Origin of the sequence: Pantoea sp. UBA7232, from assembly GCF_002473195.1 — a bacterium.
GTDB classification, from domain to species: Bacteria; Pseudomonadota; Gammaproteobacteria; order Enterobacterales; family Enterobacteriaceae; genus Pantoea; species Pantoea eucrina.
In genome coordinates this window covers 150,846-177,832 of sequence record NZ_DKTK01000012.1, presented here as the reverse complement: position 1 = coordinate 177,832, position 26,987 = coordinate 150,846, and the positions used below count along the sequence as shown (strand labels likewise).

24 protein-coding genes and 1 other annotated feature are annotated in these 26,987 nt (G+C 55.5%); of the genes, 19 read left to right on the top strand and 5 right to left on the bottom strand.

All coding sequences use genetic code 11. The features are described 5' to 3' along the window. Window positions 1–154: 154 nt before the first annotated feature. Window positions 155–1,036, bottom strand: a complete 882-nt coding sequence (robA, locus tag B4056_RS12850; RefSeq protein ID WP_039382458.1) for an MDR efflux pump AcrAB transcriptional activator RobA — start codon at window positions 1,034–1,036, stop codon at window positions 155–157. 194 nt (window positions 1,037–1,230) lie between these two features. Between robA and creA the strand changes: the two genes are divergently transcribed. Continuing rightward, window positions 1,231–1,704, top strand: a complete 474-nt coding sequence (gene creA / locus B4056_RS12845; RefSeq protein WP_039382459.1) for a protein CreA — start codon at window positions 1,231–1,233, stop codon at window positions 1,702–1,704. A 46-nt stretch (window positions 1,705–1,750) separates the two neighbouring features. On the opposite strand, the gene arcA is transcribed toward creA, so the two are convergent. After that, window positions 1,751–2,467 (bottom strand): two-component system response regulator ArcA, encoded by a 717-nt coding sequence (gene arcA, locus B4056_RS12840; protein ID WP_039382461.1) that lies wholly within the window; start codon window positions 2,465–2,467, stop codon window positions 1,751–1,753. A 599-nt stretch (window positions 2,468–3,066) separates the two neighbouring features. On the opposite strand from arcA, the gene B4056_RS12835 reads away from it, so the two are divergent. The 5 genes from B4056_RS12835 (at window position 3,067) to thrC (ending at window position 8,794) form a co-directional block, all read left to right on the top strand. Beyond that, window positions 3,067–3,771, top strand: coding sequence for a tRNA/rRNA methyltransferase (locus B4056_RS12835; protein WP_071669099.1), 705 nt, complete (start codon window positions 3,067–3,069; stop codon window positions 3,769–3,771). A 185-nt stretch (window positions 3,772–3,956) separates the two neighbouring features. Then, a complete protein-coding gene (thrL, locus tag B4056_RS17050; protein ID WP_071669149.1) occupies window positions 3,957–4,028 on the top strand; it encodes a thr operon leader peptide in 72 nt (23 codons plus the stop codon). Next, window positions 3,964–4,086 (top strand) — a sequence feature (Thr leader region). It overlaps the preceding gene by 65 nt. Before the next feature lie 26 nt (window positions 4,087–4,112). Further along, the gene (thrA, locus tag B4056_RS12830) at window positions 4,113–6,575 is read left to right on the top strand and encodes a bifunctional aspartate kinase/homoserine dehydrogenase I (protein ID WP_288654922.1); all 2,463 of its coding nucleotides are present in this window, start codon (window positions 4,113–4,115) and stop codon (window positions 6,573–6,575) included. Between the two features lie 2 nt (window positions 6,576–6,577). After that, complete coding sequence (thrB, locus tag B4056_RS12825) at window positions 6,578–7,507, top strand: homoserine kinase (RefSeq protein WP_288654924.1); 930 nt, start codon at window positions 6,578–6,580, stop codon at window positions 7,505–7,507. 3 nt (window positions 7,508–7,510) lie between these two features. Then, a complete protein-coding gene (gene thrC, locus B4056_RS12820; protein WP_094110714.1) occupies window positions 7,511–8,794 on the top strand; it encodes a threonine synthase in 1,284 nt (427 codons plus the stop codon). A gap of 276 nt (window positions 8,795–9,070) precedes the next feature. On the opposite strand, the gene yaaA is transcribed toward thrC, so the two are convergent. Next, entirely contained in the window at window positions 9,071–9,847 is a 777-nt protein-coding gene (gene yaaA / locus B4056_RS12815) for a peroxide stress protein YaaA (protein ID WP_094110715.1), read from the bottom strand. Between the two features lie 214 nt (window positions 9,848–10,061). Between yaaA and tal the strand changes: the two genes are divergently transcribed. From tal to B4056_RS12800, 3 genes are all read left to right on the top strand, one after another. Then, window positions 10,062–11,015, top strand: a complete 954-nt coding sequence (gene tal / locus B4056_RS12810) for a transaldolase (RefSeq protein WP_094110716.1) — start codon at window positions 10,062–10,064, stop codon at window positions 11,013–11,015. Window positions 11,016–11,138: 123 nt separating this feature from the next. Then, window positions 11,139–11,726, top strand: a complete 588-nt coding sequence (gene mog / locus B4056_RS12805; protein ID WP_071669094.1) for a molybdopterin adenylyltransferase — start codon at window positions 11,139–11,141, stop codon at window positions 11,724–11,726. 105 nt (window positions 11,727–11,831) lie between these two features. Next, window positions 11,832–13,133 (top strand): MFS transporter, encoded by a 1,302-nt coding sequence (locus B4056_RS12800; protein ID WP_288654919.1) that lies wholly within the window; start codon window positions 11,832–11,834, stop codon window positions 13,131–13,133. On the opposite strand, the gene B4056_RS12795 is transcribed toward B4056_RS12800, so the two are convergent. Further along, window positions 13,125–13,346 carry a hypothetical protein gene (locus B4056_RS12795; protein WP_128083759.1) on the bottom strand — a complete coding sequence of 74 codons (222 nt, stop codon included), beginning with the start codon at window positions 13,344–13,346 and terminating at the stop codon, window positions 13,125–13,127. The two genes, B4056_RS12800 and B4056_RS12795, sit on opposite strands and share 9 nt — an antisense overlap. A gap of 50 nt (window positions 13,347–13,396) precedes the next feature. On the opposite strand from B4056_RS12795, the gene dnaK reads away from it, so the two are divergent. The 3 genes from dnaK (at window position 13,397) to nhaA (ending at window position 17,878) form a co-directional block, all read left to right on the top strand. Then, window positions 13,397–15,307, top strand: coding sequence for a molecular chaperone DnaK (gene dnaK, locus B4056_RS12790; RefSeq protein ID WP_039382477.1), 1,911 nt, complete (start codon window positions 13,397–13,399; stop codon window positions 15,305–15,307). 102 nt (window positions 15,308–15,409) lie between these two features. After that, window positions 15,410–16,549 carry a molecular chaperone DnaJ gene (dnaJ, locus tag B4056_RS12785; protein ID WP_071669092.1) on the top strand — a complete coding sequence of 380 codons (1,140 nt, stop codon included), beginning with the start codon at window positions 15,410–15,412 and terminating at the stop codon, window positions 16,547–16,549. A gap of 150 nt (window positions 16,550–16,699) precedes the next feature. After that, window positions 16,700–17,878 carry a Na+/H+ antiporter NhaA gene (gene nhaA / locus B4056_RS12780; RefSeq protein WP_094110718.1) on the top strand — a complete coding sequence of 393 codons (1,179 nt, stop codon included), beginning with the start codon at window positions 16,700–16,702 and terminating at the stop codon, window positions 17,876–17,878. 108 nt (window positions 17,879–17,986) lie between these two features. On the opposite strand, the gene rpsT is transcribed toward nhaA, so the two are convergent. After that, on the bottom strand, window positions 17,987–18,250 hold the full coding sequence (gene rpsT / locus B4056_RS12775) for a 30S ribosomal protein S20 (protein WP_039382484.1): 264 nt from the start codon (window positions 18,248–18,250) through the stop codon (window positions 17,987–17,989). A 319-nt stretch (window positions 18,251–18,569) separates the two neighbouring features. On the opposite strand from rpsT, the gene ribF reads away from it, so the two are divergent. From ribF to carA, 7 genes are all read left to right on the top strand, one after another. Next, window positions 18,570–19,508 carry a bifunctional riboflavin kinase/FAD synthetase gene (gene ribF, locus B4056_RS12770; RefSeq protein WP_039382487.1) on the top strand — a complete coding sequence of 313 codons (939 nt, stop codon included), beginning with the start codon at window positions 18,570–18,572 and terminating at the stop codon, window positions 19,506–19,508. A 27-nt stretch (window positions 19,509–19,535) separates the two neighbouring features. Next, window positions 19,536–22,355: an isoleucine--tRNA ligase gene (ileS, locus tag B4056_RS12765; RefSeq protein WP_094110720.1), complete on the top strand. Its 2,820-nt coding sequence runs from the start codon at window positions 19,536–19,538 to the stop codon at window positions 22,353–22,355. Further along, window positions 22,355–22,852, top strand: coding sequence for a signal peptidase II (gene lspA, locus B4056_RS12760; RefSeq protein WP_071669089.1), 498 nt, complete (start codon window positions 22,355–22,357; stop codon window positions 22,850–22,852). Before ileS ends, lspA begins: the two co-directional genes overlap by 1 nt. Window positions 22,853–22,921: 69 nt before the next feature. Beyond that, the gene (fkpB, locus tag B4056_RS12755) at window positions 22,922–23,392 is read left to right on the top strand and encodes an FKBP-type peptidyl-prolyl cis-trans isomerase (RefSeq protein WP_039382497.1); all 471 of its coding nucleotides are present in this window, start codon (window positions 22,922–22,924) and stop codon (window positions 23,390–23,392) included. Beyond that, a complete protein-coding gene (ispH, locus tag B4056_RS12750) occupies window positions 23,373–24,326 on the top strand; it encodes a 4-hydroxy-3-methylbut-2-enyl diphosphate reductase (RefSeq protein ID WP_039382499.1) in 954 nt (317 codons plus the stop codon). Before fkpB ends, ispH begins: the two co-directional genes overlap by 20 nt. A gap of 222 nt (window positions 24,327–24,548) precedes the next feature. Next, window positions 24,549–25,364, top strand: coding sequence for a 4-hydroxy-tetrahydrodipicolinate reductase (dapB, locus tag B4056_RS12745; RefSeq protein WP_094110722.1), 816 nt, complete (start codon window positions 24,549–24,551; stop codon window positions 25,362–25,364). 466 nt (window positions 25,365–25,830) lie between these two features. Further along, a complete protein-coding gene (gene carA / locus B4056_RS12740) occupies window positions 25,831–26,979 on the top strand; it encodes a glutamine-hydrolyzing carbamoyl-phosphate synthase small subunit (protein ID WP_039382504.1) in 1,149 nt (382 codons plus the stop codon). The last annotated feature ends 8 nt before the right edge of the window (window positions 26,980–26,987 follow it).

Below are 26,987 nucleotides of genomic sequence, written 5' to 3'. Positions count from 1 at the left end.
ATGACGTCATTAATGGCGCCCTAATTAATGGGCGTACGGAACGTGATGACGTTTTTTCCCGCGGCCAGGGGCGCATTAATGCGCCCCCTACGGAAAATGTAGGGGCGCCATTAATGGCGTCCGGGTTAATGCGCCCGACGAGGTTCTTTGGCGATTAATTAACGGGCTGCGGGCGGATCGGGATCAGGTATTCGCAGCGAATATCGGCAGGCGGTTCGCTGCGCTTTTTGCCGCCGTGGGTATAGAATCGCTCAATATCCTGCCCCTGACGACGGATCAGCCCCAGCAGCGGCATGCAGGTGCCGTAGAGCATCAGGATAAACTCCTGCAGCGCGACGCGCGGACCCTCATAGCTGAACTGCACGTAGTCGCCCGCTTCCAGCGTCACGCGCTGGTTTGACTGCATATTCAGCGCCTGCTGATCGGCCGGCACGGCAGTGGTATAGAGGATCTCCTGCTCATCATCTTTCTCATGGCTGGCGCGCACCTGATGCAGACCATAAAGCACCGGCGGCACGGTATCGGTTTCCAGCAGGAACTGTTTCCAGAAATGCACGCGCATCTCATCACGGTAGCGGGAGATCTGCTCCAGCGCGCAGGTATAACTCTGCGTCTGGCCCACCAGAATCGTCTCCGGCAGCGTGACAAATTGTGCTTCCGGCACGGGCTGGTTATCCAGACGAATGGGCGGGCGGATACCGTAAGAGTTCCACTCGGATGAGCGGCGATACCAGGCGGGCGTCTGATTAAACTGTTTCTTAAACGCGCGCGTAAATGTCTGCTGTGAATCGAAGCGATACTGCAGAGCGATATCGAGGATAGGGCGGCTGGTCAGACGCAGCGCCACGGCGGCTTTGGAGAGCCGACGCGCACGGATATAGGCCCCGATGGCGTGTCCGGTGACCTCTTTAAACATCCGTTGCAGGTGCCATTTGGAGTAACCCGCTTTCAGTGCAACGTTATCAAGTGAAAGCGGCTGATCCAGATGGCTCTCCAGCCAGACAAGCAAATCGCGAATGATACCGGCTTGGTCCATAAAACATCCTCATAACTCTCTGGTGGCGCAACGATGAAGTCGTCGAATAATAGCACTAAATGCACAAACGCGCGGCGCTTGTGTGTTGATCAACTGTGCTATATCAATGCGGGTGATAACCCGTTCAGGTTTGGTTCTTTGTTCTGGTGACGGTACATTATCGCCACATCTCTTTCCTTTGCAATGGTAACCCAATGACAATAAATCGCGCTCTTATAGTCACGCTGGCAACTTTTATGCTCACTCCCGTCGCGCTGGCGGAGGAGATCGGCTCTGTTGACACCGTATTCAAAATTTTCGGCCCCGATCATAAGATCGTGGTCGAGGCGTTCGACGATCCGGACGTGAAAAATGTCACCTGCTATATCAGCCGGGCTAAAACCGGCGGTATCAAAGGGGGCCTGGGGCTGGCTGAAGATACATCGGATGCGGCTATCTCCTGCCAGCAGGTAGGGCCTGTAGAGCTTAGCGAGAAAATCGCACAAGGCAAGGCGCAGGGAGAAGTCGTGTTTCGTAAGCGGACGTCGCTGGTGTTTAAGAAGCTGCAGGTGGTGCGCTTTTTTGACCAGAAACGCAACGCGCTGGTCTATCTGAGCTACTCAGATAAGGTTGTGGATGGATCGCCGAAAAACGCGCTAAGCGCAGTGCCCATTATGCCGTGGCATTAAAGCAGCCAAAAAAAACGCCCGAACGGGCGTTTTTTTATTGTTCAACTTAATCCTGCAGCTCACCGCAGAAGCGATAGCCTTCGCCATGGATGGTGGCGATGATTTCCGGCGTATCGGGCGTCGACTCGAAATGTTTACGAATACGGCGAATCGTGACGTCCACGGTACGGTCATGCGGCTTAAGCTCGCGACCGGTCATCTTCTTAAGCAGATCGGCACGCGTCTGAATTTTGCCCGGATTTTCGCAGAAGTGCAGCATCGCGCGGAACTCGCTGCGCGGTAGCTTATACTGCTCACCGTTTGGACTGATCAGGGAACGGCTGTTGATATCCAGCTCCCAGCCGTTAAAGCGGTAGCTCTCTACCTGACGGCGCTCTTCACCCGGCATCGCCAGGTTCATGGTGCGCGACAGCAGATTACGCGCGCGAATGGTTAGCTCACGCGGATTAAAAGGTTTGGTGATGTAGTCATCAGCACCAATTTCCAGGCCAAGGATCTTATCCACTTCATTATCGCGACCGGTCAGAAACATCAGCGCGACGTTTGCCTGTTCACGCAGCTCGCGCGCCAGCAGCAATCCATTTTTCCCTGGGAGGTTGATATCCATAATCACCAGGTTTACGTCATTGTCTGTTAAAACCTGATGCATTTCAGCACCGTCAGTGGCTTCATAGACCACGTAACCTTCCGCCTCAAAAATACTTTTTAGCGTGTTACGCGTGACCAGTTCGTCTTCAACGATAAGAATGTGCGGGGTCTGCATGTTTTGCTACCTAAAATTTGCCAACAAATCGAAAACAGGGCGTACCGCCGTTGCCGCGACAGAATAAAGGCGTGTGCGCAGCCGGAGTACGAAATAATCTTCGGAATATACCATCCATCAGGTCAACTTCAGTGTCAGCTCAGCCGGTCAGAATGAATATCTGTGCGCCCCGTTGGGATCGGAATAACGTTTATCCTAACCGCATTAACAGCAACCTAACAGCACCAGCAACAACCGATAAGCATAAAAACAACGCTTCGTTGACTTATATCAAAAGCAAGTGTAGCACGTTAACACTTTTATGAAAAACTTCTCCTGTATTGCCAGCTTAGCTCACAAAAAGCAGCATTTTCGCTACATTTAGCCCGCGCTTTTAAACGTATGCAAACTGCATAAATAGCTGGCGTAGTATTATGAATTAACAGGATTTATTTTTTATAAGCGCATAATATCTGCCTGATCGCGATAAATGCCATCAGTACAATTTATTCCGGCAGTTTAACATTATTAACATTCTGCTTTATCACTGCATAACAATTGGTATTTTTTTCGCTGCATGCCACCATAGCGCATAGTGTTAATTTGCTACTGGAAAAATTATGTCTTTTCCCCTGATTTTAGTTTCACCCGCCCGTCCGGAAAATATTGGTGCCGCTGCCCGCGCGATGAAAACCATGGGTTTTACAGAGCTGCGCATTGTCGCCAGCGATGCGTGGCAGGATCCGGCGGCGCGGCGCGTTGCGCACGGCGCCGGTGAAATCCTCGACAATGTTCAGACGTATGCCACGCTAAGTGACGCGCTGGCCGATGTCGATTTTTCTGTTGCCACCACGGCGCGCAGCCGGGCGAAGTTTCGCTACTATGCCACGCCTGTGCAGGTAGAAACTATTCTGCAGGAAAAGCGACAGTGGCTGCCGCGCATTGCGCTGGTATTTGGTCGTGAAGATAGCGGGCTGACGAACGAGGAGCTGGACCAGGTCGATCTGCTGACCGGTATTCCTATGGCGGCGGATTATCCCTCACTCAATCTGGGACAGGCGGTAATGGTCTACTGCTATCAGCTCGCCTCGCTTAATCAGGTCACCGTCACCCCGGCAGAAACGGCCAATGCGCTGCAGCTGCAGGCGCTGCGTCAGCGATTTCAGCAGCTGCTCACGACGCTTGAGGTGAGCGATGACACCAAGATGGTGGACTGGATCGATCAACGCATCGGTCTGCTGGAGCAGCGCGACAGCGCAATGCTGCACCGGCTGCTGCACGATGTGGAAAAAAAGCTGGCAGAGCATTACTCGGCAAAATCCTGAACAGATAGTTGCTGATCGGGCATCTTGCCTCGGGGCTGAACGATCGCAACACCATTTACCCGATCCAGCGCAGCACTGCCCGGCTGCAGGTTCAGCGGCAAAAGACAAATTCGTTGACTTAACGTGCGCTTTGCTTTACTTCTGGAAGGCAGACGGACAAGACAAAGACAGACAGAAAAATCTTAATGCGTAACGACAGCCTGAACACCACAACAATTATTACCACCACCATTACCACAGGTAACGGTGCGGGCTGACGCATACAGGAAAAAATAAAAAAGAAGCCCGCACCTCAACAGTGCGGGCTTTTTTTTCGGCAAAAATTCAGGAGAGTTTTAACCATGCGAGTGCTGAAATTCGGCGGAACCTCAGTAGCAAACGCAGAGCGTTTTCTGCGCGTAGCGGACATTCTGGAAAGCAATGCGCAGCAGGGACAGGTTGCCACCGTGCTCTCTGCACCCGCAAAAATTACTAATCACCTGGTGGCGATGATTGAAAAAACCATCAGCGGCCAGGATCCCCTGCCGAATATCAGCGACGCCGAGCGCATTTTTGCCGATCTCCTGCAGGGGCTTGCGGCCGCCCAGCCGGGGTTTGACGCTGAGCGCATCAATACCTTTGTTGCGCTGGAGTTTGCTCAGCTTAAGCAGGTGCTGCACGGTATCAGCCTGCTGGGGCAGTGCCCGGACGCGGTCAATGCTGCTATCATCTGCCGGGGTGAAAAGCTGTCGATTGCCATTATGGAGGCGCTGCTGCAGGCGCGTGGTTATCAGGTGACCGTGATCGATCCGGTTGAGAAGCTGCTGGCCGTGGGACACTATCTGGAGTCCACAGTGGATATCCCTGAATCCAGCCGGCGCATTGCCGCCAGTCAGATCCCGGCCGATCATATGATCCTGATGGCTGGCTTCACCGCCGGTAACGAAAAAGGCGAGCTGGTCGTACTGGGGCGCAACGGTTCCGACTACTCTGCTGCCGTACTGGCCGCCTGCCTGCGCGCTGACTGCTGCGAAATCTGGACCGATGTCGATGGCGTCTATACCTGCGATCCGCGTCAGGTGCCCGATGCACGCCTGCTGAAGTCGATGTCCTATCAGGAGGCGATGGAGCTCTCCTACTTTGGCGCCAAAGTTCTGCACCCGCGTACCATTGCGCCGATCGCACAGTTTCAGATCCCCTGCCTGATTAAAAACACCGCTAATCCGCAGGCGCCCGGTACGCTGATTGGCGGCGAGGGCAGCGATGACGAAAATCCGGTTAAAGGCATCACCCACCTAAACAACATGGCGATGTTCAACGTCTCCGGCCCCGGCATGAAAGGCATGGTGGGCATGGCCGCGCGCGTGTTTGCTGCGATGTCCCGCACCGGCATCTCCGTAGTGCTGATCACCCAATCCTCCTCCGAATACAGTATCAGCTTCTGCGTACCCCAGAGCGAGCAGGCGCGCGCGCGGCGCGTGCTGGAAGAGGAGTTTCATCTTGAGCTGAAAGAGGGCCTGCTCGATCCGCTGGATGTGCTGGAGCAGCTGGCGGTGATTTCGGTGGTAGGCGATGGCATGCGTACGCTGCGCGGCATCTCCGCAAAATTCTTTTCGGCACTGGCACGCGCCAATATTAATATCGTGGCGATCGCCCAGGGCTCTTCCGAACGCTCAATCTCTGTCGTGGTAAGCAATGACGATGTGACTACCGGCGTGCGCGTTGTGCATCAGATGCTGTTCGCGACCGATCAGGTGATTGAAGTGTTCGTTGTCGGCGTCGGCGGCGTCGGCGGTGCGCTGCTGGATCAGCTGCATCGCCAGCAGGCGTGGCTGAAAGGCAAACATATCGATCTGCGCGTCTGCGGGATCGCAAATTCGCGCGCGCTGCTGACCAACGTCCACGGTATCGACCTTAAAGACTGGAAAGGGGCGCTGAGTGAGGCGCGCGAGCCGTTTAACCTCGGACGTCTGATCCGGCTGGTAAAAGAGTATCACCTGCTTAATCCGGTGATCGTCGACTGTACCTCAAGTCAGGCGGTGGCCGACCAGTATGCTGACTTCCTTGCCGAAGGTTTTCATGTCGTGACGCCTAATAAAAAGGCGAACACCTCCTCGTGGAACTACTACCAGCAGATGCGGGCTGCCGCTGCGAAGTCGCGTCGCAAGTTTCTTTATGATACCAACGTCGGTGCCGGTCTGCCGGTGATTGAAAACCTGCAGAACCTGCTGAACGCGGGCGATGAACTGATTAAGTTTTCCGGCATTCTCTCCGGCTCGCTCTCTTTTATCTTTGGCAAACTGGATGAGGGGATGTCGCTCTCCCAGGCAACCACGCTGGCGCGCGAGATGGGCTTTACTGAACCCGATCCGCGTGACGACCTGTCAGGAATGGATGTGGCGCGCAAGCTGCTGATCCTGGCGCGCGAAGCGGGGCATCAGCTGGAGCTGAGCGATATCACCATCGAGCCGCTTCTGCCTGCCAGCCTGACTGAACTGGCGGATGCGGATCAGTTTATGGCGCGTCTGCCGGAGCTGGATAATGCCTTTGCAGCACGCGTCGCTCAGGCGCGCGATGAAGGCAAAGTGTTGCGTTTTGTCGGAGCGATTGCAGAAGATGGTCACTGCAGCGTTAAAATTGATGCAGTAGATGGCAACGATCCGCTGTGCAAAGTGAAAAACGGTGAAAATGCGCTGGCGTTCTATAGCCGCTACTATCAGCCGATTCCGCTGGTACTGCGCGGGTATGGTGCAGGGAATGATGTTACCGCAGCGGGCGTGTTTGCTGATTTGCTGCGTACGCTGTCGTGGAAGTTAGGAGTTTAATGATGGTAAAAATTTATGCACCGGCCTCCATCGGCAACGTCAGCGTTGGCTTTGACGTGCTGGGAGCCGCAGTGTCACCGGTGGATGGATCGCTGCTGGGCGACTGTGTGGCAGTTGAAGCGGCCGATCGTTTCAGCCTTGAGAATCGCGGTCGTTTTGTCAGCAAGCTGCCTGACGATCCCAAAGAAAATATCGTTTATCAATGCTGGAAGCGTTTCTGTCAGGCGATTGGCAAAGAAGTGCCGGTGGCGATGACGCTGGAGAAAAATATGCCGATCGGCTCCGGCCTCGGCTCCAGCGCCTGTTCCGTCGTGGCAGGCTTAATGGCGATGAACGAATTCTGCGGCAAGCCGCTCAGCGATACCGCACTGCTGGCGCTGATGGGCGAGCTGGAAGGGCGTATCTCTGGCAGCGTACATTATGACAATGTGGCTCCCTGCTTCCTCGGCGGCGTACAATTAATGATTGAAGAGCAGGGGATTATCAGCCAGCAGGTGCCGTGCTTTGATGAGTGGCTGTGGGTTATGGCGTATCCCGGCATTAAAGTTTCTACCGCGGAAGCGCGGGCGATTCTGCCGGCGCAATATCGCAAGCAGGATGTGATTAAACATGGCCGCCTGCTGGCGGGCTTTATTCACGCCTGCCATACCCGGCAGCCGCAGCTGGCGGCTAAGTTAATGCAGGATGTGGTGGCCGAACCGTACCGCACCAAACTGCTGCCGGGCTTCGCCGCGGCACGGCAGGCGGCAGCCGATATCGGCGCGCTGGCCTGCGGCATTTCGGGCTCCGGTCCGACGCTTTTCGCTGTTTGCAATGAGATGGCAACGGCGCAGCGGATGGCAGACTGGCTGAGCCAGCACTATCTGCAGAATGAAGAAGGCTTCGTCCATATCTGCCGTCTTGATACGGCTGGCGCACGTAAACTGGGATAACGTATGAAACTCTATAATCTTAAGGATCACAACGAGCAGGTCAGCTTCTCGCAGGCAGTCAAACAGGGGCTGGGCTCGCAGCAGGGGCTGTTCTTTCCACTGGAGCTGCCGGAATTTGAACTGACCGATATCGATGCGATGCTGGAGATGGACTTTGTCAGCCGCAGCAGCAAAATCCTGTCTGCTTATATCGGGGATGAAGTTACCCCGCATCAGCTGGCTGAGCGGGTCAAAACGGCCTTTACCTTCCCGGCACCGGTGGCGAAAGTCAGCGAAGATATCGCCTGTCTGGAGCTGTTCCACGGCCCGACGCTGGCATTCAAAGATTTCGGCGGCCGCTTTATGGCGCAGATGCTCTCCTATGTCTCCGGCGCAGATGAGCAGATCACTATTCTGACTGCCACCTCGGGTGATACCGGGGCCGCCGTGGCGCACGCTTTCTACGGTATGGACAATGTGCGTGTAGTGATCCTCTATCCGCAGGGCAAAATCAGCGCCCTGCAGGAAAAACTGTTCTGCACGCTGGGTGGCAATATTGAAACTATCGCAATTGATGGCGATTTCGATACCTGTCAGTCGCTGGTTAAGCAGGCGTTTGATGATGAGGAGCTGAAAAAAGCGATTGGCCTTAACTCCGCTAACTCCATCAATATCAGCCGTCTGCTGGCGCAGATCTGCTACTACTTTGAGGCGGTCGCACAGCTTCCGCAGGAGCAGCGTAATCAGCTGGTGGTTTCCGTACCCAGCGGTAACTTTGGCGATCTCACGGCCGGCCTGCTGGCGAAATCGCTCGGTCTGCCAATCAAACGGTTTATTGCCGCAACCAACGCCAACGACACCGTACCGCGCTTTCTTGGCAACGGTGCCTGGCAGCCGAATGCCACCGTGGCTACCCTGTCAAACGCAATGGATGTCAGCCAGCCGAATAACTGGCCGCGCGTGGAAGAGCTGTTCCGCCGTAAAACCTGGCGTCTGACCGATCTCGCTTACGGTGCGGTTTCTGATGAGACGACGCAGGCCACGATGCGCGAGCTGGCCGATCTGGGTTATCTCTCAGAGCCGCATGCGGCCATCGCTTATCGTCTGCTGCGCGATCAGCTGCAGGAAGGTGAGTATGGATTGTTCCTTGGTACAGCGCATCCGGCGAAATTCCGCGAGAGCGTAGAGGAGATTCTGGGACAGACGCTTACGCTGCCGCAGGCGCTGGCCGATCGCGCCGATCTGCCGCTGCTGTCACACCAGATGTCGGCAGAGTTTGCCGCACTACGCAAATTCCTGCTGCAGTAACAGATCGGGGCGTAGTCCATGGCGGCCAGGGGCGCATAAACACGCCAGGGGCGCATAAATGCGCCCCCTACGGATATCCCATCCCCTGTAGGGGCGCCATTCATGGCGCCCGGGTTGATGCGCGTGCGAAACGTGATGATGCCAGGGGCGCATAAACACGCCAGGGGCGCATAAATGCGCCCCCTACGGATATCTCCCATCCCCTGTAGGGGCGCCATTCATGGCGCCCGGATTGATGCGCATACGAAACGCGATGACGCCCCGGCATAAACTGATTTATCGCTGTTCCTGACGCTTAAACACCAGCTCATTTCCCTGGCTGGCTGCCGCATCAAAACGGTATCCATCTGCATCAAACTGCTTCAGCTGATCTGGCTGTGTCAGACGATGCTCAATCACAAAACGGCTCATCAGACCGCGCGCTTTTTTGGCATAAAAACTGATGACCTTATAGTGGCCGCCCTTTTCATCCAGAAACACCGGCTTTATCAGCCGGGCATTAAGTTTCGCCGGCTTTACCGCCCGGAAATATTCATCTGACGCCAGGTTAATCAGCACCTGGTCACCCTGCGCCTGTAGCGCCTGATTCAGCGCTTCCGTGAGCGTATCGCCCCAGAAACTATAGAGATCGCGGCCAGCCGGGTTTGCCAGTCGGGTACCCATCTCCAGCCGGTAGGGCTGCATCAGATCCAGCGGGCGCAGCAGGCCATACAAACCAGAGAGCATACGCAGGTGCTGCTGGGCAAAATCAAAATCTGCCTCGCTAAAGCGTTCAGCCTGCAGGCCGGTATAAACATCCCCTTTGAACGCCAGAATAGCCGGACGCGCATTTTCCGGCGAAAAGTGCGGCTGCCACTGGTTAAAGCGCTCGGCATTCAGGTGCGCCAGCTTGTCGCTGATACGCATCAGCGAAGCGATATCAGCCGGAGAGAGGGCGCGCGCAACGTCAATCAGCTGCTGCGATTTTTCCAGCAGCTCAGGCTGGGTAAAGCGGGGGGTGGCAAGCGGGCTCTCATAATCCAGCGTTTTAGCCGGTGAAATCACCATCAGCATACCGGGTCTCCTTGTGCGCCTGCTTAAATATCAGGACATTAACGGAAAATTTATTGCGCGGAGTGTATCAAAAAAGCGGCATCAATCGGCAAATCACTCCTATTCGTCAGCGCTATCGTAAAGGGCACGCCACGATGTTGCGCCGCTGATTGCGCGTGATATTATCGATTCAGCCTTTTATACCCTGACAGTCAACCAAAGAGAAAAGAGAACCATGACGGATAAACTTACTTCCCTGCGTCAGCTGACTACCGTGGTCGCCGACACCGGTGATATTGCAGCGATGAAGCTCTATCAGCCACAGGATGCCACGACAAACCCTTCCCTGATCCTCAACGCTGCCCAAATCCCTGAATACCGCAAGCTGATTGATGAAGCGATCGGCTGGGCGCGTCAGCAGAGCAGCAACAAGGAAGAGCAGCTGGCGCTGGTCTCTGACAAACTGGCTGTCAACATCGGGCTGGAGATCCTCAAACTGATCCCGGGCCGCATTTCCACAGAAGTTGATGCACGCCTCTCCTACGATACCGAAGCGAGCATCGCGAAAGCGCGCAGCCTGATCAAACTCTACAACGACGCAGGCATCAGCAACGATCGTATTCTGATCAAACTCGCTTCAACCTGGCAGGGCATCCGTGCAGCGGAGCAGCTGGAAAAAGAGGGTATCAACTGTAACCTTACGCTGCTGTTCTCGTTTGCGCAGGCACGCGCCTGTGCAGAAGCGGGCGTTTTCCTGATCTCTCCATTCGTAGGCCGTATTCTCGACTGGTACAAGCAGAACACCGATAAAAAAGAGTATGCGCCGCATGAAGATCCAGGCGTGGTGTCCGTATCTGAAATCTACAGCTACTACAAACAGCACGGCTATGAAACTGTAGTGATGGGTGCCAGCTTCCGTAACGTGGGCGAAATCATTGAGCTGGCGGGCTGCGACCGTCTGACCATCTCTCCGGGCCTGCTGAAAGAGCTGGCTGAGAGCGAAGGCAGCGTTGAGCGCAAGCTGAGCTACAGCGGCGAGATCAGCGAGCGTCCGGCGAAAATGACCGAAGCGGAGTTCCTGTGGCAGCATAATCAGGATCCTATGGCGGTGACTAAGCTGGCGGAAGGTATTCGCAACTTTGCCGTTGATCAGGGCAAACTTGAAAAGATGCTGACCGAACTGCTGTAAGCATGACGCCGTGGCGGTGCCTCGCCGCCGCGGCATTACGCGTTTCTCTGCTCTGCGCTTTGTATTATCCTTTCTGCATCTCTCTTTCTTTGCCGCCACGCGGCTAACCACAGCGATACTCTTATGGATACTTTACGCATTGGATTAATTTCCGTTTCCGATCGCGCAGCAAACGGCATTTATCAGGATCAGGGCATTCCGGCACTGGAGAGCTGGCTCAGCACTGCGCTGGCAACACCCTTCGAGCTGGAGACGCGGCTGGTGCCGGATGAACAGCCGATGATTGAACAGGCGATCTGCGAGCTGGTGGATGAACGCTTCTGCCATCTGGTGCTGACCACCGGCGGTACCGGGCCGGCACGACGTGACGTGACGCCGGATGCGACGCTGGCGGTAGCGGATCGCGAAATGCCTGGCTTTGGTGAGCAGATGCGTCAGATCAGCCTGCAGTTTGTACCCACTGCCATTTTGTCACGCCAGGCAGGGGTTATCCGCAAACAGTCGCTGATCCTGAATCTGCCCGGCCAGCCGAAATCGATTAAGGAGACGCTGGAAGGGGTAAAAGCGGAGGATGGCAGCGTAAGGGTACCCGGAATTTTTGCCGCCGTGCCTTACTGCCTGCAGCTGCTGGAAGGACCCTATATCGAGACGCATGCGGCAGTGGTAGCAGCATTTCGTCCCAAAAGCGCACGGCGTGAGACAAACCTCTGAATATAAGGCTTTTCAGGCATAAAATTCAGCCTTGCTGGTGTGGTGCGGGTTTGCCGGTATAGTAACGTCTGCTCTACCTTTCCCGGCTCTGGATACCGCACCGTTATGGACTCGCTCACCTCGCATCGACTTAACCGGCAGGACTATAAAACCCTGTCGCTGGCTGCCCTTGGCGGGGCGCTGGAATTCTACGACTTCATTATTTTTATCTTCTTTGCTGCCGTCATTGGCGAGCTCTTTTTCCCGCCCGATATGCCTGACTGGCTGCGTCAGGTGCAGACGTTTGGTATTTTTGCTGCCGGCTATCTGGCGCGACCGCTGGGCGGCATTGTTATGGCGCACTTTGGTGACAAAGTCGGCCGGAAAAAGATGTTCAGCCTGAGTATTCTGCTGATGGCGCTGCCGACCCTGGCGATGGGCGCACTGCCCACCTATGCAAGCATAGGTATCGCTGCACCGCTGCTAATGCTGCTATTGCGGATGCTGCAGGGGGCGGCAATTGGCGGTGAAGTGCCGGGCGCCTGGGTATTTGTTGCTGAGCACGTTCCGGAAAAGCGTACCGGCTTTGCCTGCGGCACCCTGACCGCAGGCCTCACTGCCGGTATCCTGCTGGGTTCACTGGTAGCGACGCTGCTTAACAGCACGATTTCGCCAGCGGCAATGCGCGATTACGGCTGGCGGCTGCCGTTCTTTCTCGGCGGCCTGTTTGGACTGCTGGCGATGTACCTGCGTCGCTGGCTGCATGAAACGCCGGTATTTCAGCAGATGCAGCAGCGGAAAACGCTGTCTGAACGGCTGCCGCTGCAGGCTATTTTGCTGCACCACAAGCGCAGTATTGCGATCTCAATGCTGCTGACCTGGCTGCTCTCCGCCTGCATTGTAGTGGTGATTTTAATGGCGCCCGCACTGATGCAGAAACAGCGCGTGCCTGCTGCGCTGAGCCTGCAGGCCAACAGCCTGGCGACCGTAATGCTGCTGGTCGGATGCGTGCTGGCAGGCTGGATCGTAGATCGCGCGGGTGCGGCGCGTACGCTGATAGCGGGATCGCTGCTGCTGGCTTTCTGCAGCTGGCACTTTTTCCAAAACACCGGCAGCGCGCCGCAGATGCTGTTTTTCTGGTACGGCGTGGCGGGACTGAGCGTCGGTGTGGTAGGCGTAGTGCCGTTTGTCATGGTGCGCGCCTTTCCGCCAGCGGTACGCTTTACCGGCATCTCTTTCTCATACAATGTTGCTTACGCGATTTTCGGCGGCCTGACGCCCGTCAGCGTAACGCTGATGATGCAGCTGACGCCTATGGCACCGGCCTGGTATGTGCTGGCGCTGGCGGCGATCGGTGCCGCTGTCGGCTGCTGGCTGTGGCGTGACGCACGTCAGCCAGCGGGGCACTCCTCGCGCTCTTTATCCTGATGAGCCCGGTACGGCGGGCAGCACTGCTCCGCCGTACTGCTGCTGAAGTTGTACATTTTTCCGCCATTTATCCCTTCCGGGTAAAAGAATCGAAATATTTTTTGCTTTTAACCCTTGATGCGCATCGAAGCGGCCCCATTTACTTGTCATCGGGCGTTGTGAGGCAGCAAAAAAGCCTGCAGTCGCAGTTGAAAGTGGCGGTAACGACCACATCTCTGCATCACAACCCAATTTGACAAAGAATTTACGTGGGAGACGTTTAGATGGGTAAGATTATTGGTATTGACCTGGGTACAACCAACTCTTGTGTGGCGATCATGGACGGCGGCAAGGCACGCGTGCTGGAAAACGCTGAAGGCGATCGCACCACGCCGTCAATCATTGCGTATACCGCAGACGGCGAAACGCTGGTAGGTCAGCCGGCTAAACGTCAGGCAGTGACCAACCCGCAGAACACCCTGTTCGCTATCAAGCGTTTAATTGGTCGTCGTTTCCAGGACGAAGAAGTACAGCGTGATATTAAAATCATGCCGTACAAAATCACCGGTTCTGACAACGGTGACGCATGGCTGGACGTGAAGGGCCAGAAAATGGCACCGCCGCAGATCTCTGCTGAAGTGCTGAAGAAAATGAAGAAAACCGCGGAAGATTTCCTCGGTGAAGCGGTGACTGAAGCGGTTATTACCGTACCGGCTTACTTCAATGACGCACAGCGTCAGGCGACCAAAGATGCGGGCCGTATCGCGGGCCTGGACGTTAAGCGTATCATCAACGAACCAACCGCAGCAGCGCTGGCTTACGGTCTGGACAAAGGTCAGGGCAACCGTACTATCGCGGTTTATGACCTGGGTGGTGGTACTTTCGATATCTCAATCATTGAGATCGACGACGTTGATGGCGAAAAAACCTTTGAAGTACTGGCAACCAACGGTGATACCCACCTGGGTGGTGAAGACTTCGATAGCCGCCTGATCAACTATCTGGTAGCCGAGTTTAAGAAAGACCAGGGTATCGATCTGCATAACGATCCGCTGGCGATGCAGCGTCTGAAAGAAGCCGCTGAGAAAGCAAAAATTGAACTCTCTTCTGCGCAGCAGACCGACGTTAACCTGCCATATATCACGGCAGATGCAACCGGTCCTAAACACCTGAACATCAAAGTGACGCGTGCGAAACTGGAATCTCTGGTAGAAGACCTGGTAACCCGTTCAATTGAGCCGCTGAAAGTTGCGCTGCAGGATGCTGGCCTGTCAGTCTCTGACATCAACGATGTCATCCTGGTAGGTGGTCAGACTCGTATGCCAATGGTGCAGGCGAAAGTGACCGAGTTCTTCGGCAAAGAGCCGCGTAAAGATGTTAACCCGGATGAAGCCGTAGCGGTCGGTGCTGCTGTTCAGGGTGGCGTACTGGCAGGTGATGTGAAAGACGTTCTGCTGCTGGACGTAACGCCGCTGTCGCTGGGTATTGAAACCATGGGCGGCGTAATGACCGCGCTGATCAGCAAGAACACCACTATCCCGACCAAACACAGTCAGGTGTTCTCTACTGCTGAAGATAACCAGTCTGCCGTGACCATTCACGTGCTGCAGGGTGAGCGTAAACGTTCTGGCGATAACAAATCGCTGGGTCAGTTTAATCTCGACGGCATTCAGCCTGCACCACGCGGTATGCCGCAGATCGAAGTCACCTTTGACATTGATGCTGATGGTATTCTGCATGTGTCAGCGAAAGATAAAAACAGCGGTAAAGAGCAGAAAATCACCATTAAAGCCTCTTCTGGTCTGAACGAGGATGAGATCGAAAAAATGGTGCGTGACGCGGAAGCGAACGCTGAATCTGACCGCAAGTTTGAAGAGCTGGTACAGACGCGCAACCAGGGTGACCAGATTGCGCACAGCACCCGCAAGCAGCTGGATGAAGCGGGCGATAAGCTCTCTGCAGAAGACAAAGCACCTATCGAAGCTGCACTGACTGAGCTGAATACCGCGCTGAAAGGCGAAGACAAAGCGGCTATCGAAGCGAAAATGCAGGCGCTGATGGAAGTCTCCGGCAAACTAATGGAGATGGCACAGCAGCAGGGTCAGGCAGGCGCAGCGGACGCCGGCGACGCGTCAGCACAGCAGCAGGATGACGTGGTCGACGCTGAGTTCGAAGAAGTTAAAGATAAAAAATAATTGCCCCTGACCGGGCGCGACGGCTGGCCTGACAGCCGTTGAAACCAGCACGGGCGTAGGAGTTTCTCCACGCCCGTGCAACTATGTTAAGGGCAGAACAAAATGGCTAAGAGTGATTTTTACGAGATCTTAGGCGTCTCAAAATCGGCTGATGAGCGTGAAATCAAAAAGGCTTATAAGCGCCTGGCGATGAAATATCACCCGGACCGTAATCCGGGCGACAAAGAAGCCGAAGCAAAATTTAAAGAAGTGAAGGAAGCGTACGAAATTCTGACGGATGCTCAGAAGCGTGCGGCCTATGACCAGTATGGTCACGCAGCCTTTGAACAGGGTGGCGGTGGCGGCGGCTTTGGTGGCGGCTTCGGCGGTGGCGGCGCAGACTTCAGCGATATCTTTGGCGACGTATTTGGCGATATCTTTGGCGGCGGTCGCCGTCAGCGTGCATCACGCGGTGCCGATTTACGCTACAACATGGAGCTGACGCTGGAAGAAGCGGTACGCGGCGTGACCAAAGAGATCCGCATCCCGGTACTGGAAGAGTGCGACGTCTGCCACGGCAGCGGCGCCAAAGCGGGCACGCAGCCACAGACCTGTCCGACCTGCCACGGTGCAGGCCAGGTACAGATGCGTCAGGGTTTCTTCACCGTACAGCAGGCGTGTCCGACCTGTCACGGTCGCGGCTCGGTCATCAAAGATCCGTGCAACGCCTGTCATGGTCATGGGCGCGTAGAGCGTCAGAAAACGCTGTCGGTAAAAATTCCGGCGGGGGTAGACACCGGCGACCGTATTCGTCTGAGTGGCGAAGGGGAAGCGGGCGAGCATGGCGCACCGGCGGGCGATCTCTACGTTCAGGTATCGGTGAAGAAGCACCCTATCTTTGAGCGCGAAGAGAATAACCTCTACTGCGAAGTGCCGATCAACTTTGCGATGGCGGCGCTGGGCGGAGAGATTGAAGTGCCGACGCTGGACGGCCGCGTGAAGCTGAAGGTGCCTGCGGAGACCCAGACCGGCAAGCTGTTCCGCATGCGTGGTAAAGGCGTGAAATCAGTGCGCGGTGGCGCCGTTGGCGACCTGCTGTGCCGCGTGGTGGTGGAAACCCCGGTCAGCCTGAACGATAAGCAGAAAGCGCTGCTGCGCGAGCTGGAAGAGAGCTTTGGTGGCCCGAGCGGTGAAAAGAACAGCCCGCGTTCAAAAAGCTTCTTTGACGGCGTGAAGAAGTTCTTTGATGACCTGACGCGCTGATTCAGCGCCAGGGCAACACACGAAAAGCGGAGAGGTGACTCTCCGCTTTTTTATTAATTTTAAACTGGCGTAAAGACGCGGCAAGCGGCTTTTATCACAGGGTTAACGCGGTTACACTCCTTAACAAATTGTTTTTGCTCAGGAGGAGTTGTGAATAAGCCCCGTTCGATTAAAACGTTGCTGAAAAGCTTTATAGAAAGTGATGCCAGCAACGGCATGGTATTAATTCTCGCTGCGGTCGCGGCCATGATTCTGGCAAACAGTGCAGAGACAGCCGCTGGCTATCAGAGCTTTCTCGCTGAGCCGGTGCAGATCCGCTTTGGCGCACTCGATATCAGCAAGAACCTGCTGCTGTGGATCAACGATGCGCTGATGGCGCTGTTCTTTCTGCTAATCGGCCTGGAAGTAAAACGCGAGTTAATCAGCGGCGAGCTGGCCAGTCGCGATCGCGCCATTTTCCCGGTGATCGCTGCCCTCGGCGGCATGGTCGCCCCGGCGCTGATTTTCCTGATCTTCAACCATGATAACGAGATTGCCCGCAACGGCTGGGCGATCCCGACCGCGACCGATATCGCGTTCGCCCTGGGCGTGCTGGCGCTGCTTGGCAGTCGTGTTCCCGTGGCGCTGAAAGTGTTCCTGATGGCGCTGGCCATCATTGACGACCTTGGCGCGATTGTGATTATCGCACTCTTCTACACCAGTGATCTCTCTGTGCTGTCGCTCAGCGTGGCGGCAGCGGCGATTGTGGTGCTGGCCCTGCTTAACCGCTGTGGCGTGCGGAATATCGCCGTCTATATGCTGGTCGGAATTGTGCTCTGGACCGCGGTGCTGAAATCAGGCGTGCACGCCACGCTGGCAGGCGTGGTGGTCGGCTTCTTTGTACCGCTGGAGGAGAAAGAGGGGCATTCACCGGCAGAGCATCTGGCGCATGGTCTGATGCCGTGGGTGAACTGGCTGATTCTGCCGCTGTTCGCGTTTGCTAACGCCGGGATTTCACTGAGTGGTATCACCTTTGGTGATGTGTTCTCACCAGAGCCGCTGGGGATTATCCTCGGGTTACTGATTGGTAAACCGCTGGGTATTACGCTGTTCTGCTGGCTGGCCGTAAAACTGCGTCTGGCGGCGCTGCCGGGCGGGACAACGATACGCGATATCATGGCCATAGGCGTGCTGTGCGGTATCGGCTTTACCATGTCTATCTTTATCAGTTCGCTGGCCTTTGACGCCGCGCATGAAGAGCTGGTGACGTTCTCGAAACTGGGTATTCTTAGCGGCTCGCTGCTGTCAGCGGTGATTGGCTATACGCTATTGCGCGTTAAGCTGCGTTAACCGGAGAGGAGGCGTCAGCCTCCTCATACTCTGCCAGCGGCAGATAACAGGCACAAAAAAACCGGCAATAAGCCGGTTCTTTCTACAAAGCGAAAAACAGACGGGCGATTAAGCCAGTTTGTTGATCTGAGCCACCAGGTTTGCTTTATGGCGTGCAGCTTTGTTTTTGTGGATCAGACCTTTAGCAGCCTGACGGTCCACGATTGGTTGCATTTCGTTGAATGCGTTCTGCGCAGCAGCTTTGTCGCCGGTTGCGATAGCCGCGTATACTTTCTTGATGAAAGTACGCATCATAGAACGGTTGCTCGCGTTATGCTTGCGACGTTTCTCAGATGTTACGGCGCGTTTCTTAGCTGATTTGATATTAGCCAAGGTCCAACTCCCAAATGTGTTCTATATGGACAAATCAAAGGCCGAGGACTATGCCTTTTGCGCCTTCTTTTGTCAATGGATTTGTGCAAATAAGCGTCGTTTTAACCACGACACCCGCTTACGTAATTGATGGCGCAAGATTCTACCAGCAACCCCGCTCTGAATACAGTATTTCGCAACAATTTCTTCATCGGGTATGGTGATTTGTTGCGCGCCGGCGGGCCAGAGGGCGCTTCAGCACAGGAAAGGCGTGTATACGGGTTAACCTGAGCGCTATTCAAGGGTATAATCCGCCGATTTCCACCGGTTTGAGTCAGCCATGAAGTTAATCCGCGGTATTTATAATCTGAAACAGCAGCATCGCGGCTGCGTTCTGACCATTGGTAATTTCGATGGTGTGCATCGCGGTCATCAGGCGCTGATGGCGCAGCTGATTGCAGAGGGCCGTAAGCGCAACCTGCCGGTGGTGGTAATGCTGTTTGAACCGCAGCCGCTGGAGCTGTTTGCAGGTGAAAAAGCACCGGCCCGTCTGACGCGGCTGCGTGAAAAACTGCGCTGGCTGCAGCGTGCTGGCGTCGACGCCGTACTCTGCATCCGGTTTGATCGTCAGTTTGCCGCTTATCCGGCTCAGCGTTTTATCAGCGAGCTGCTGGTGGAGAAACTCGACGTGCGTTTTCTGGCGGTGGGTGATGATTTCCGCTTCGGCGCTGGTCGCGAAGGGGATTTCCTGTTATTACAGAAAGCGGGTGCAGAGTATGGCTTTGAGGTCATCAGCACCCAGACCTTCTGCGACAGCGGTAAGCGCATCAGCAGTACGGCTGTCCGTCAGGCGCTGGCGCAGGATGATTTTGCGCAGGCGCAGCAGCTGCTTGGCCATCCCTTCAGCATTTCAGGCCGCGTGGTGCACGGTGATGCACTGGGCCGTACCATAGGTTTCCCGACCGCTAATCTGCCGCTGCGTCGCGCGGTCACGCCGGTTAAGGGCGTGTTTGCCGTGGAAGTGCTGGGTCTGACCGCAGAGCCGGTGCCTGGCGTCGCCAACATCGGTACCCGCCCGACGGTAAAAGGTTTACGTCAGCAGCTTGAAGTTCATCTGCTCGACACACATATGGATCTCTATGGCCGCCATATTGAGGTGGTGCTGAAACAGAAGATCCGCGACGAACAGCGCTTTTCCTCGCTGGATGCGCTGAAAGAACAAATTGCAAAAGATGTGGTGACAGCCCGCCAATTCTTTGGGCTACAAACACCGGTTTAATGACCGACAGACGGAATCGAGAATCTGATGAGTGACTATAAATCTACCCTGAATTTGCCGGAAACGGGGTTCCCGATGCGTGGCGATCTGGCCAAACGCGAACCGGGCATGCTGCAGCGCTGGTACGATGACAATCTCTACGGCATCATCCGCGCCGCCAAAAAAGGGAAAAAAACCTTCATCCTGCATGATGGCCCTCCGTACGCAAACGGCAATATTCATATTGGTCACTCTGTTAACAAGATTCTGAAAGACATTATTGTCAAGTCGAAAGGCATGGCAGGGTACGACTCACCCTATGTTCCGGGCTGGGACTGTCACGGCTTACCGATCGAGCACAAAGTTGAGCAGATGATTGGCAAGCCGGGCGAGAAAGTCAGCGCGGCAGAGTTTCGTGCCGCCTGCCGCAGCTATGCCGCTGAGCAGGTAGAAGGGCAGAAAAAAGATTTTATCCGCCTTGGCGTGCTGGGCGACTGGGATCGTCCCTATCTGACCATGAACTTCACGACCGAAGCCAACATCATCCGTGCACTGGGCAAAATCATCGGTAACGGCCATTTGCACAAAGGCGCGAAGCCGGTGCACTGGTGTATGGATTGCCGTTCAGCGCTGGCGGAAGCGGAAGTTGAGTATTACGACAAAACCTCGCCGTCTATCGACGTGATGTTCAACGCGCTGGATGCCGACGCGGTGCGGTCAGCCTTTGGCGTCAGCGCCTCAGAGGGGCCGGTTTCACTGGTGATCTGGACCACCACGCCGTGGACCATGCCCGCCAACCGCGCGATCTCCCTGCATCCTGAATTTGAGTACCAGCTGGTCCAGATTGAGGGCCGCAGCTTGATCCTCGCTAAAGATCTGGTGGAGAGCGTGATGAAGCGCGCCGGCATCAGCGAGTGGCAGGTGCTGGGTGAATGCCAGGGGGCAGCGCTGGAGCTGCAGCTGTTTCAGCATCCGTTCCTGACGCAGGTTCAGTCGAAAGTGGTGCTGGGTGAGCACGTTACGCTGGAAGCGGGTACCGGTGCGGTGCATACCGCGCCTGGACACGGCCCGGATGACTACGTAATCGGTCAGAAGTATGGCATCGAGACCGCTAACCCGGTGGCACCAGATGGTACCTATCTGCCGGGCACTTATCCGTCGCTTGATGGCGTTAATGTCTTCAAAGCTAACGACATGATTGTTGAGCTGCTGAAAGAGAAGGGCGCGCTGCTCCACGTGGAGAAACTGCTGCACAGCTACCCACACTGCTGGCGTCACAAAACGCCAATCATCTTCCGGGCGACGCCGCAGTGGTTTATCAGCATGGATCAGCAGGGGCTGCGCGCGCAGTCGCTGAAAGAGATTAAAGGCGTGCAGTGGATCCCGGACTGGGGTCAGGCGCGTATCGAAGCGATGGTTGCCAACCGTCCTGACTGGTGCATCTCGCGTCAGCGTACCTGGGGCGTGCCCATGGCGCTGTTTGTGCATAAAGAGAGTGAGCAGCTGCACCCTGACACGCTTGAGCTGATGGAGAAAGTGGCGCAGCGCGTGGAGCAGGATGGCATTCAGGCGTGGTGGGATCTCGATCCGCGCGAACTGATGGGTGACGACGCCGATCTGTACGTGAAAGTGCCGGATACGCTGGATGTGTGGTTTGACTCGGGATCAACCAGCTTCTCGGTAGTCGATGCGCGTCCGGAGTTTGAGGGACACGCGCCGGATATGTATCTGGAAGGCTCCGATCAGCATCGCGGCTGGTTTATGTCCTCGCTGATGATCTCTACGGCGATGAAAGGCAAAGCGCCTTATCGTCAGGTTCTGACGCACGGGTTTACCGTGGATGGTCAGGGTCGCAAGATGTCGAAGTCGATCGGCAACACGGTAGCGCCGCAGGATGTGATGGATAAGCTTGGCGCCGACATTCTGCGTCTGTGGGTCGCCTCTACCGACTACTCCGGCGAAATGGCGGTATCGGATGAGATCCTGAAACGCGCTGCCGACAGCTATCGCCGTATTCGTAACACCGCACGCTTCCTGCTGGCTAACCTGGCGGGCTTTAATCCGGCTACTGACTGCGTTACGCCGGAAGAGATGGTGGTGGTCGATCGCTGGGCGGTAGGACGTGCGCTGGCTGCACAGCAGGATATCGTTGCCTCCTATGAAAACTACGACTTCCATGAAGTGGTGCAGCGTCTGATGCACTTCTGCTCCATTGAGATGGGGTCGTTCTACCTGGATGTGATTAAAGATCGCCAGTACACCGCGAAGGGCGACAGCCTGGCGCGTCGCAGCTGCCAGACCGCGCTGTGGCACATTGTGGAGGCGCTGGTGCGCTGGATGGCGCCTGTCATGTCCTTTACCGCTGATGAGATCTGGGGTCACCTGCCGGGCGAACGCGCGCAGTATGTCTTCACTGAAGAGTGGTATGACAATCTGTTCGGTCTTGCGGCGGATGAGCCGATGAACGATGCGTTCTGGGCCGATCTGCTGAAAGTCCGCGGCGAAGTCAACAAAGCGATCGAGCAGGCGCGCAGCGACAAGCGCATCGGTGGCGCGCTGGAAGCGACGGTCACGCTTTACGCGGAGCCGGAACTGGGTGCGAAGCTGCAGGCGCTTGGCGACGAGCTGCGTTTTGTGCTGCTGACCTCCGGCGCGACGGTAGCCGATTACGCAACAGCGAGCGATGAGGCGCAGCAGAGCGACCTGCTGAAAGGGCTGAAAATCGTTCTGCATAAAGCAGAAGGCGAGAAGTGCCCGCGCTGCTGGCACTATACTACCGACATAGGCCAGAATCCGGAGCACGCCGACGTGTGCGGACGCTGTTACTCAAACGTAGCCGGTGACGGTGAAGTACGGAAATTTGCCTGATGACTAAACTCAGTTCTACCGGACTGCGCTGGATCTGGCTGGTGCTGGTCGTCATTGGTATCGATATGGCCAGCAAAGTGTGGGTCATGAACAATATGATGCTGCATGAAACGCAGCCGCTGATGCCGTTTCTGAACCTGTTCTATGCGCATAACTATGGCGCCGCGTTCAGTTTCCTGGCAGACAAAGGTGGCTGGCAGCGCTGGTTCTTTGCCGGTATTGCCATTGCCATTGTGGTCGCGCTGCTGGTGATGATGTATCGCAACCGCGCCAGCAACAGGCTCAGCAATATTGCGTATGCGCTGATTGTTGGCGGGGCGCTTGGCAACCTGTTCGATCGCGCCTGGCACGGTTTTGTCGTCGACTTTATCGACTTTTATGTCGGTAACTGGCACTTCGCCACGTTCAATATCGCTGACTGCGGCATCTGCATCGGCGCGGCGCTGGTGGTGCTTGAGGGGTTCTTCAGCCCCAGCGGCAAAAAAGCAACATCCTGACGTCTGCTGCCTGCATGCTGGTCACGGCTGCAGGCGCAGGCATGATGAAAAAGAGAGTAAGGGTAACCGATGACAGAGACAGTTCAGCCCGATAGCGCGCTGCTGGTGCATTTCACGCTCAAGCTGGAGGATGGCTCTACTGCCGAATCCACCCGTGCTAACGGCAAGCCTGCGCTGTTCCGTCTGGGTGACGGCAGCCTGTCGGCGGCGCTGGAGCGCGAGCTGCTGGGGCGCAAAGCGGGCGATCAGCTCGCCTTTACCCTGGTGCCGGAAGATGCGTTTGGCGCCAGCAGCCCGGATCTGATCCAGTACTTTTCGCGTCGCGACTTTATCGACGCGGGCGAGCCGGAAATCGGCGCGATTATGCTGTTCAGCGGCATGGGCGGCAGCGAGATGCCCGGGGTGATCCGTGAAATTTCCGGTGACTCAATCACCGTGGATTTTAATCATCCGCTGGCGGGGCAGCCTGTCCGGTTTGATATCGAAGTACTGGAGATCGATCCGGTGCTGGAGGATAACAATGCAAATCCTGTTAGCTAACCCGCGCGGTTTCTGCGCCGGTGTGGATCGCGCTATCAGCATCGTTGAGCGGGCACTGGAGATGTATGGTGCGCCAATCTACGTGCGTCACGAAGTGGTGCACAACCGTTATGTAGTGAGCAGCCTGCGCGAGCGTGGCGCGATCTTTATCGAAGAGATCGGTGAAGTGCCGGATGGCGCCATTCTGATCTTCTCAGCGCACGGTGTGTCGCAGGCGGTACGCGCTGAAGCAAAAGCGCGCGATCTGACCATGCTGTTTGATGCCACCTGTCCGCTGGTAACGAAAGTCCATATGGAAGTGGCGCGTGCCAGCCGTAAAGGGGTGGAGGCGATCCTGATTGGTCACGCCGGTCATCCTGAAGTGGAAGGCACCATGGGGCAATACAGCAACCCCAATGGCGGCATGTATCTGGTGGAATCACCGGAAGATGTGTTTAAGCTGACCGTCAAAGATGAGAACAACCTCTGCTTTATGACGCAGACTACCTTGTCAGTTGATGACACCTCTGACGTCATTGACGCCTTACGTCAGCGCTTCCCGGCCATTATCGGCCCGCGCAAAGATGACATCTGCTATGCCACCACTAACCGGCAGGAAGCGGTGCGCGTGCTGGCACAGGATGCTGAAGTGGTGCTGGTGGTCGGCTCAAAAAACTCCTCTAACTCTAACCGGCTGGCTGAACTGGCGCAGCGCGCAGGCAAGCTGGCGAAGCTTATCGACTCAGCGGATGATATTCAGGAAGAGTGGGTAACCGGCGTAGAGTGTATTGGCGTGACGGCAGGTGCTTCTGCGCCCGATATTCTGGTACAGCAGGTGATCCAGCGCCTGCGCGAACTCGGTGGTGAAGCAGCTATTGAGCTGATCGGCCGCGAAGAAAATATCGTATTCGAAGTGCCGAAAGAGCTGCGCGTTGACGTGCGCAACGTGCAGTAAGCGTTTAACATTTGCTACCGTATCAGGCCGACATTGTTCGGCCTTTTCTTTATGTACGGCTGCGTGCCTCGCCACAACCAGCCGCCGGGATTGCTTTTACTGATAATGTTTTATCGCTGTCCTGAAATTCTTATATCCCTTTTTTATTGTGGCGTGACGGTTAGCTGATGGTTAACCTGTTTACGCTTTGCATGCATAGTTTTGTATCAGGAATGAATAAATATGAGTGATATCCGCTTAGCTATTGTTGGTGCGCCGGGCCGCATGGGACGAAATCTGATTCAGGCCGCGCATCAGGCGGAAGGCGTGGCGGTGGGCGCTGCGCTGGCGCGCAGCGGCTCTTCACTGCTGGGTACAGACGTGGGTGAGCTGGCGGGCATCGGTAAAACCGGCGTCATCGTCACCGATGATTTGCTAAAGGTGGTGAACGATTTCGATGTGCTGATCGACTTCACGCGTCCGGAAGGCACGCTGGAGTATCTGACCTTTTGCCGCCAGCATCAAAAGGCGATGGTGATTGGCACAACCGGTTTTGATGACGCCGGAAAAGCCGCAATTCGTACAGCGGCAGAGGATATTGGCATTGTGTTCGCTGCCAACTTCAGCGTTGGCGTCAACCTGATGCTGAATCTGCTGCAGCAGGCGGCCTCAGTGATGGGGGAGTATGCGGATATCGAGATCGTTGAGGCGCACCATCGCCATAAAGTTGATGCGCCCTCAGGAACCGCGCTGGCAATGGGTGAAGCCATTGCGGACGCCATGGAGTGGAAGCTGGAGGATCATGCGGTTTACGCGCGTGAAGGCCATACCGGTGAGCGCAAACCGCACACTATCGGTTTTGCCACGGTGCGCGCCGGCGACATCATTGGTGAGCATACTGCTCTGTTTGCTGATATCGGCGAACGGATAGAGATTAGCCACAAGGCCTCAAGCCGGATGACCTTTGCAAAAGGTGCCGTCCGGGCTGCAGTCTGGGTTGAGTCGCGAAAAAGTGGTCTTTATGACATGCGTGATGTGCTTAATTTAGCAAAAAATTGATTGTTGTGAGCCATCGTGATGTGGTTTTTCAGTCGCTAGTCCATTGATTGGCAGGGCAATATTTTTATTGCCCTTTATTTTTGTCAAAATAACCTCTTCGCCATAAAATATCTTCGTAATGGGTTTATTTGCAAGCTAACTCATCTTTTTCTCAGCTGCTAAGATTAAATTTGACCATTTGGTCAAATATTTTGCGTAGCTCCGCTTATTCGGCGGTTATTGTTGTCAGGCAACCGATTAATTACCCTATTAAGATGCTGCTTTTGCCCTGTTTGCACTATATTTTAGTTATAGCCTCCGAAAAACATAAAAAAATAGCCTTTCCGGGTAGACATCAGCAGAGGTGATCATTAGAATGCGCGCAATTTGCCAAAAATCGAGCAGTCAGGCGGTTTTTACATTGATTCAGGCCAGTATTATGAATTAATATGCATATATTATGACTGTTTATTCCCTGGAGGATGTTTTGATTAAGTCAGCGCTCTTGGTTCTGGAAGACGGAACCCAATTCCACGGTCGGGCCATCGGGGCTACGGGTTCGGCAGTGGGTGAGGTCGTTTTCAACACGTCAATGACCGGTTATCAAGAAATCCTTACTGATCCCTCCTATTCCCGCCAGATTGTTACTCTTACTTATCCCCACATCGGCAACGTTGGCGTCAATATCGCAGATGATGAATCAAACCAGATTCACGCTCAGGGCCTGGTGATCCGCGACCTGCCACTGATTACCAGCAACTTCCGCAGTGAAGAGAGCCTTTCTGCCTGGCTACAGCGTAATAATATTGTCGGCATCGCTGATATCGATACGCGTAAGCTGACGCGTCTGCTGCGTGAAAAGGGCGCGCTGAACGGCTGCATCATTGCGGGTGACGCGCCGGATGCCGCGCTGGCGCTGCAGAAAGCGCAGGCGTTCCCGGGGCTGAAAGGTATGGATCTGGCGAAAGAAGTGGCTACCACGGAGACTTACACGTGGCAGCAGGGGAGCTGGACGCTGCAGGATGGCCTGCCTGAGCAGCAGTCAGCTGACGCACTGCCGTATCACGTGGTCGCCTATGACTACGGCGCCAAGCGCAATATTCTGCGTATGCTGGTGGATCGCGGCTGCCGCCTGACGGTGGTGCCGGCGCAGACGCCAGCAGAAGAGGTGCTGGCACTCAATCCGGACGGCATTTTTCTCTCTAATGGCCCGGGCGATCCGGAGCCGTGCGACTATGCAATCCGCGCGATTCAGGCGTTTCTGGAGACAGAAATCCCGGTATTTGGTATCTGCCTGGGGCATCAGCTGCTGGCGCTGGCCAGCGGTGCAAAAACCGTCAAAATGAAGCTGGGTCACCACGGCGGCAACCATCCGGTAAAAGATCTCGATAATAATACTGTGATGATCACCGCACAGAACCACGGTTTCGCCGTCGATGAGAGCCAGATACCGGCCAATCTGCGCGTGACGCATGTGTCGCTGTTTGACCAGACCGTGCAGGGTATTCATCGTACCGATAAACCCGCTTTCAGCTTCCAGGGACATCCGGAAGCGAGTCCTGGCCCGCACGATGCGGCGCCGCTGTTCGATCACTTTATCGAACTGATTGAAGCCTACCGTTCAAACGCGAAGTAATCAGGAGC

Bases quoted from the DNA above. Each gene is read 5' to 3' on its own strand.
- robA (WP_039382458.1), bottom strand. From the start codon at position 1,036: ATGGACCAAGCCGGTATCATTCGCGATTTGCTTGTCTGGCTGGAGAGC.
- creA (WP_039382459.1), top strand. From the start codon at position 1,231: ATGACAATAAATCGCGCTCTTATAGTCACGCTGGCAACTTTTATGCTC.
- arcA (WP_039382461.1), bottom strand. From the start codon at position 2,467: ATGCAGACCCCGCACATTCTTATCGTTGAAGACGAACTGGTCACGCGT.
- B4056_RS12835 (WP_071669099.1), top strand. From the start codon at position 3,067: ATGTCTTTTCCCCTGATTTTAGTTTCACCCGCCCGTCCGGAAAATATT.
- thrA (WP_288654922.1), top strand. From the start codon at position 4,113: ATGCGAGTGCTGAAATTCGGCGGAACCTCAGTAGCAAACGCAGAGCGT.
- thrB (WP_288654924.1), top strand. From the start codon at position 6,578: ATGGTAAAAATTTATGCACCGGCCTCCATCGGCAACGTCAGCGTTGGC.
- thrC (WP_094110714.1), top strand. From the start codon at position 7,511: ATGAAACTCTATAATCTTAAGGATCACAACGAGCAGGTCAGCTTCTCG.
- yaaA (WP_094110715.1), bottom strand. From the start codon at position 9,847: ATGCTGATGGTGATTTCACCGGCTAAAACGCTGGATTATGAGAGCCCG.
- tal (WP_094110716.1), top strand. From the start codon at position 10,062: ATGACGGATAAACTTACTTCCCTGCGTCAGCTGACTACCGTGGTCGCC.
- mog (WP_071669094.1), top strand. From the start codon at position 11,139: ATGGATACTTTACGCATTGGATTAATTTCCGTTTCCGATCGCGCAGCA.
- B4056_RS12800 (WP_288654919.1), top strand. From the start codon at position 11,832: ATGGACTCGCTCACCTCGCATCGACTTAACCGGCAGGACTATAAAACC.
- B4056_RS12795 (WP_128083759.1), bottom strand. From the start codon at position 13,346: ATGTGGTCGTTACCGCCACTTTCAACTGCGACTGCAGGCTTTTTTGCT.
- dnaK (WP_039382477.1), top strand. From the start codon at position 13,397: ATGGGTAAGATTATTGGTATTGACCTGGGTACAACCAACTCTTGTGTG.
- dnaJ (WP_071669092.1), top strand. From the start codon at position 15,410: ATGGCTAAGAGTGATTTTTACGAGATCTTAGGCGTCTCAAAATCGGCT.
- ribF (WP_039382487.1), top strand. From the start codon at position 18,570: ATGAAGTTAATCCGCGGTATTTATAATCTGAAACAGCAGCATCGCGGC.
- ileS (WP_094110720.1), top strand. From the start codon at position 19,536: ATGAGTGACTATAAATCTACCCTGAATTTGCCGGAAACGGGGTTCCCG.
- lspA (WP_071669089.1), top strand. From the start codon at position 22,355: ATGACTAAACTCAGTTCTACCGGACTGCGCTGGATCTGGCTGGTGCTG.
- fkpB (WP_039382497.1), top strand. From the start codon at position 22,922: ATGACAGAGACAGTTCAGCCCGATAGCGCGCTGCTGGTGCATTTCACG.
- ispH (WP_039382499.1), top strand. From the start codon at position 23,373: ATGCAAATCCTGTTAGCTAACCCGCGCGGTTTCTGCGCCGGTGTGGAT.
- dapB (WP_094110722.1), top strand. From the start codon at position 24,549: ATGAGTGATATCCGCTTAGCTATTGTTGGTGCGCCGGGCCGCATGGGA.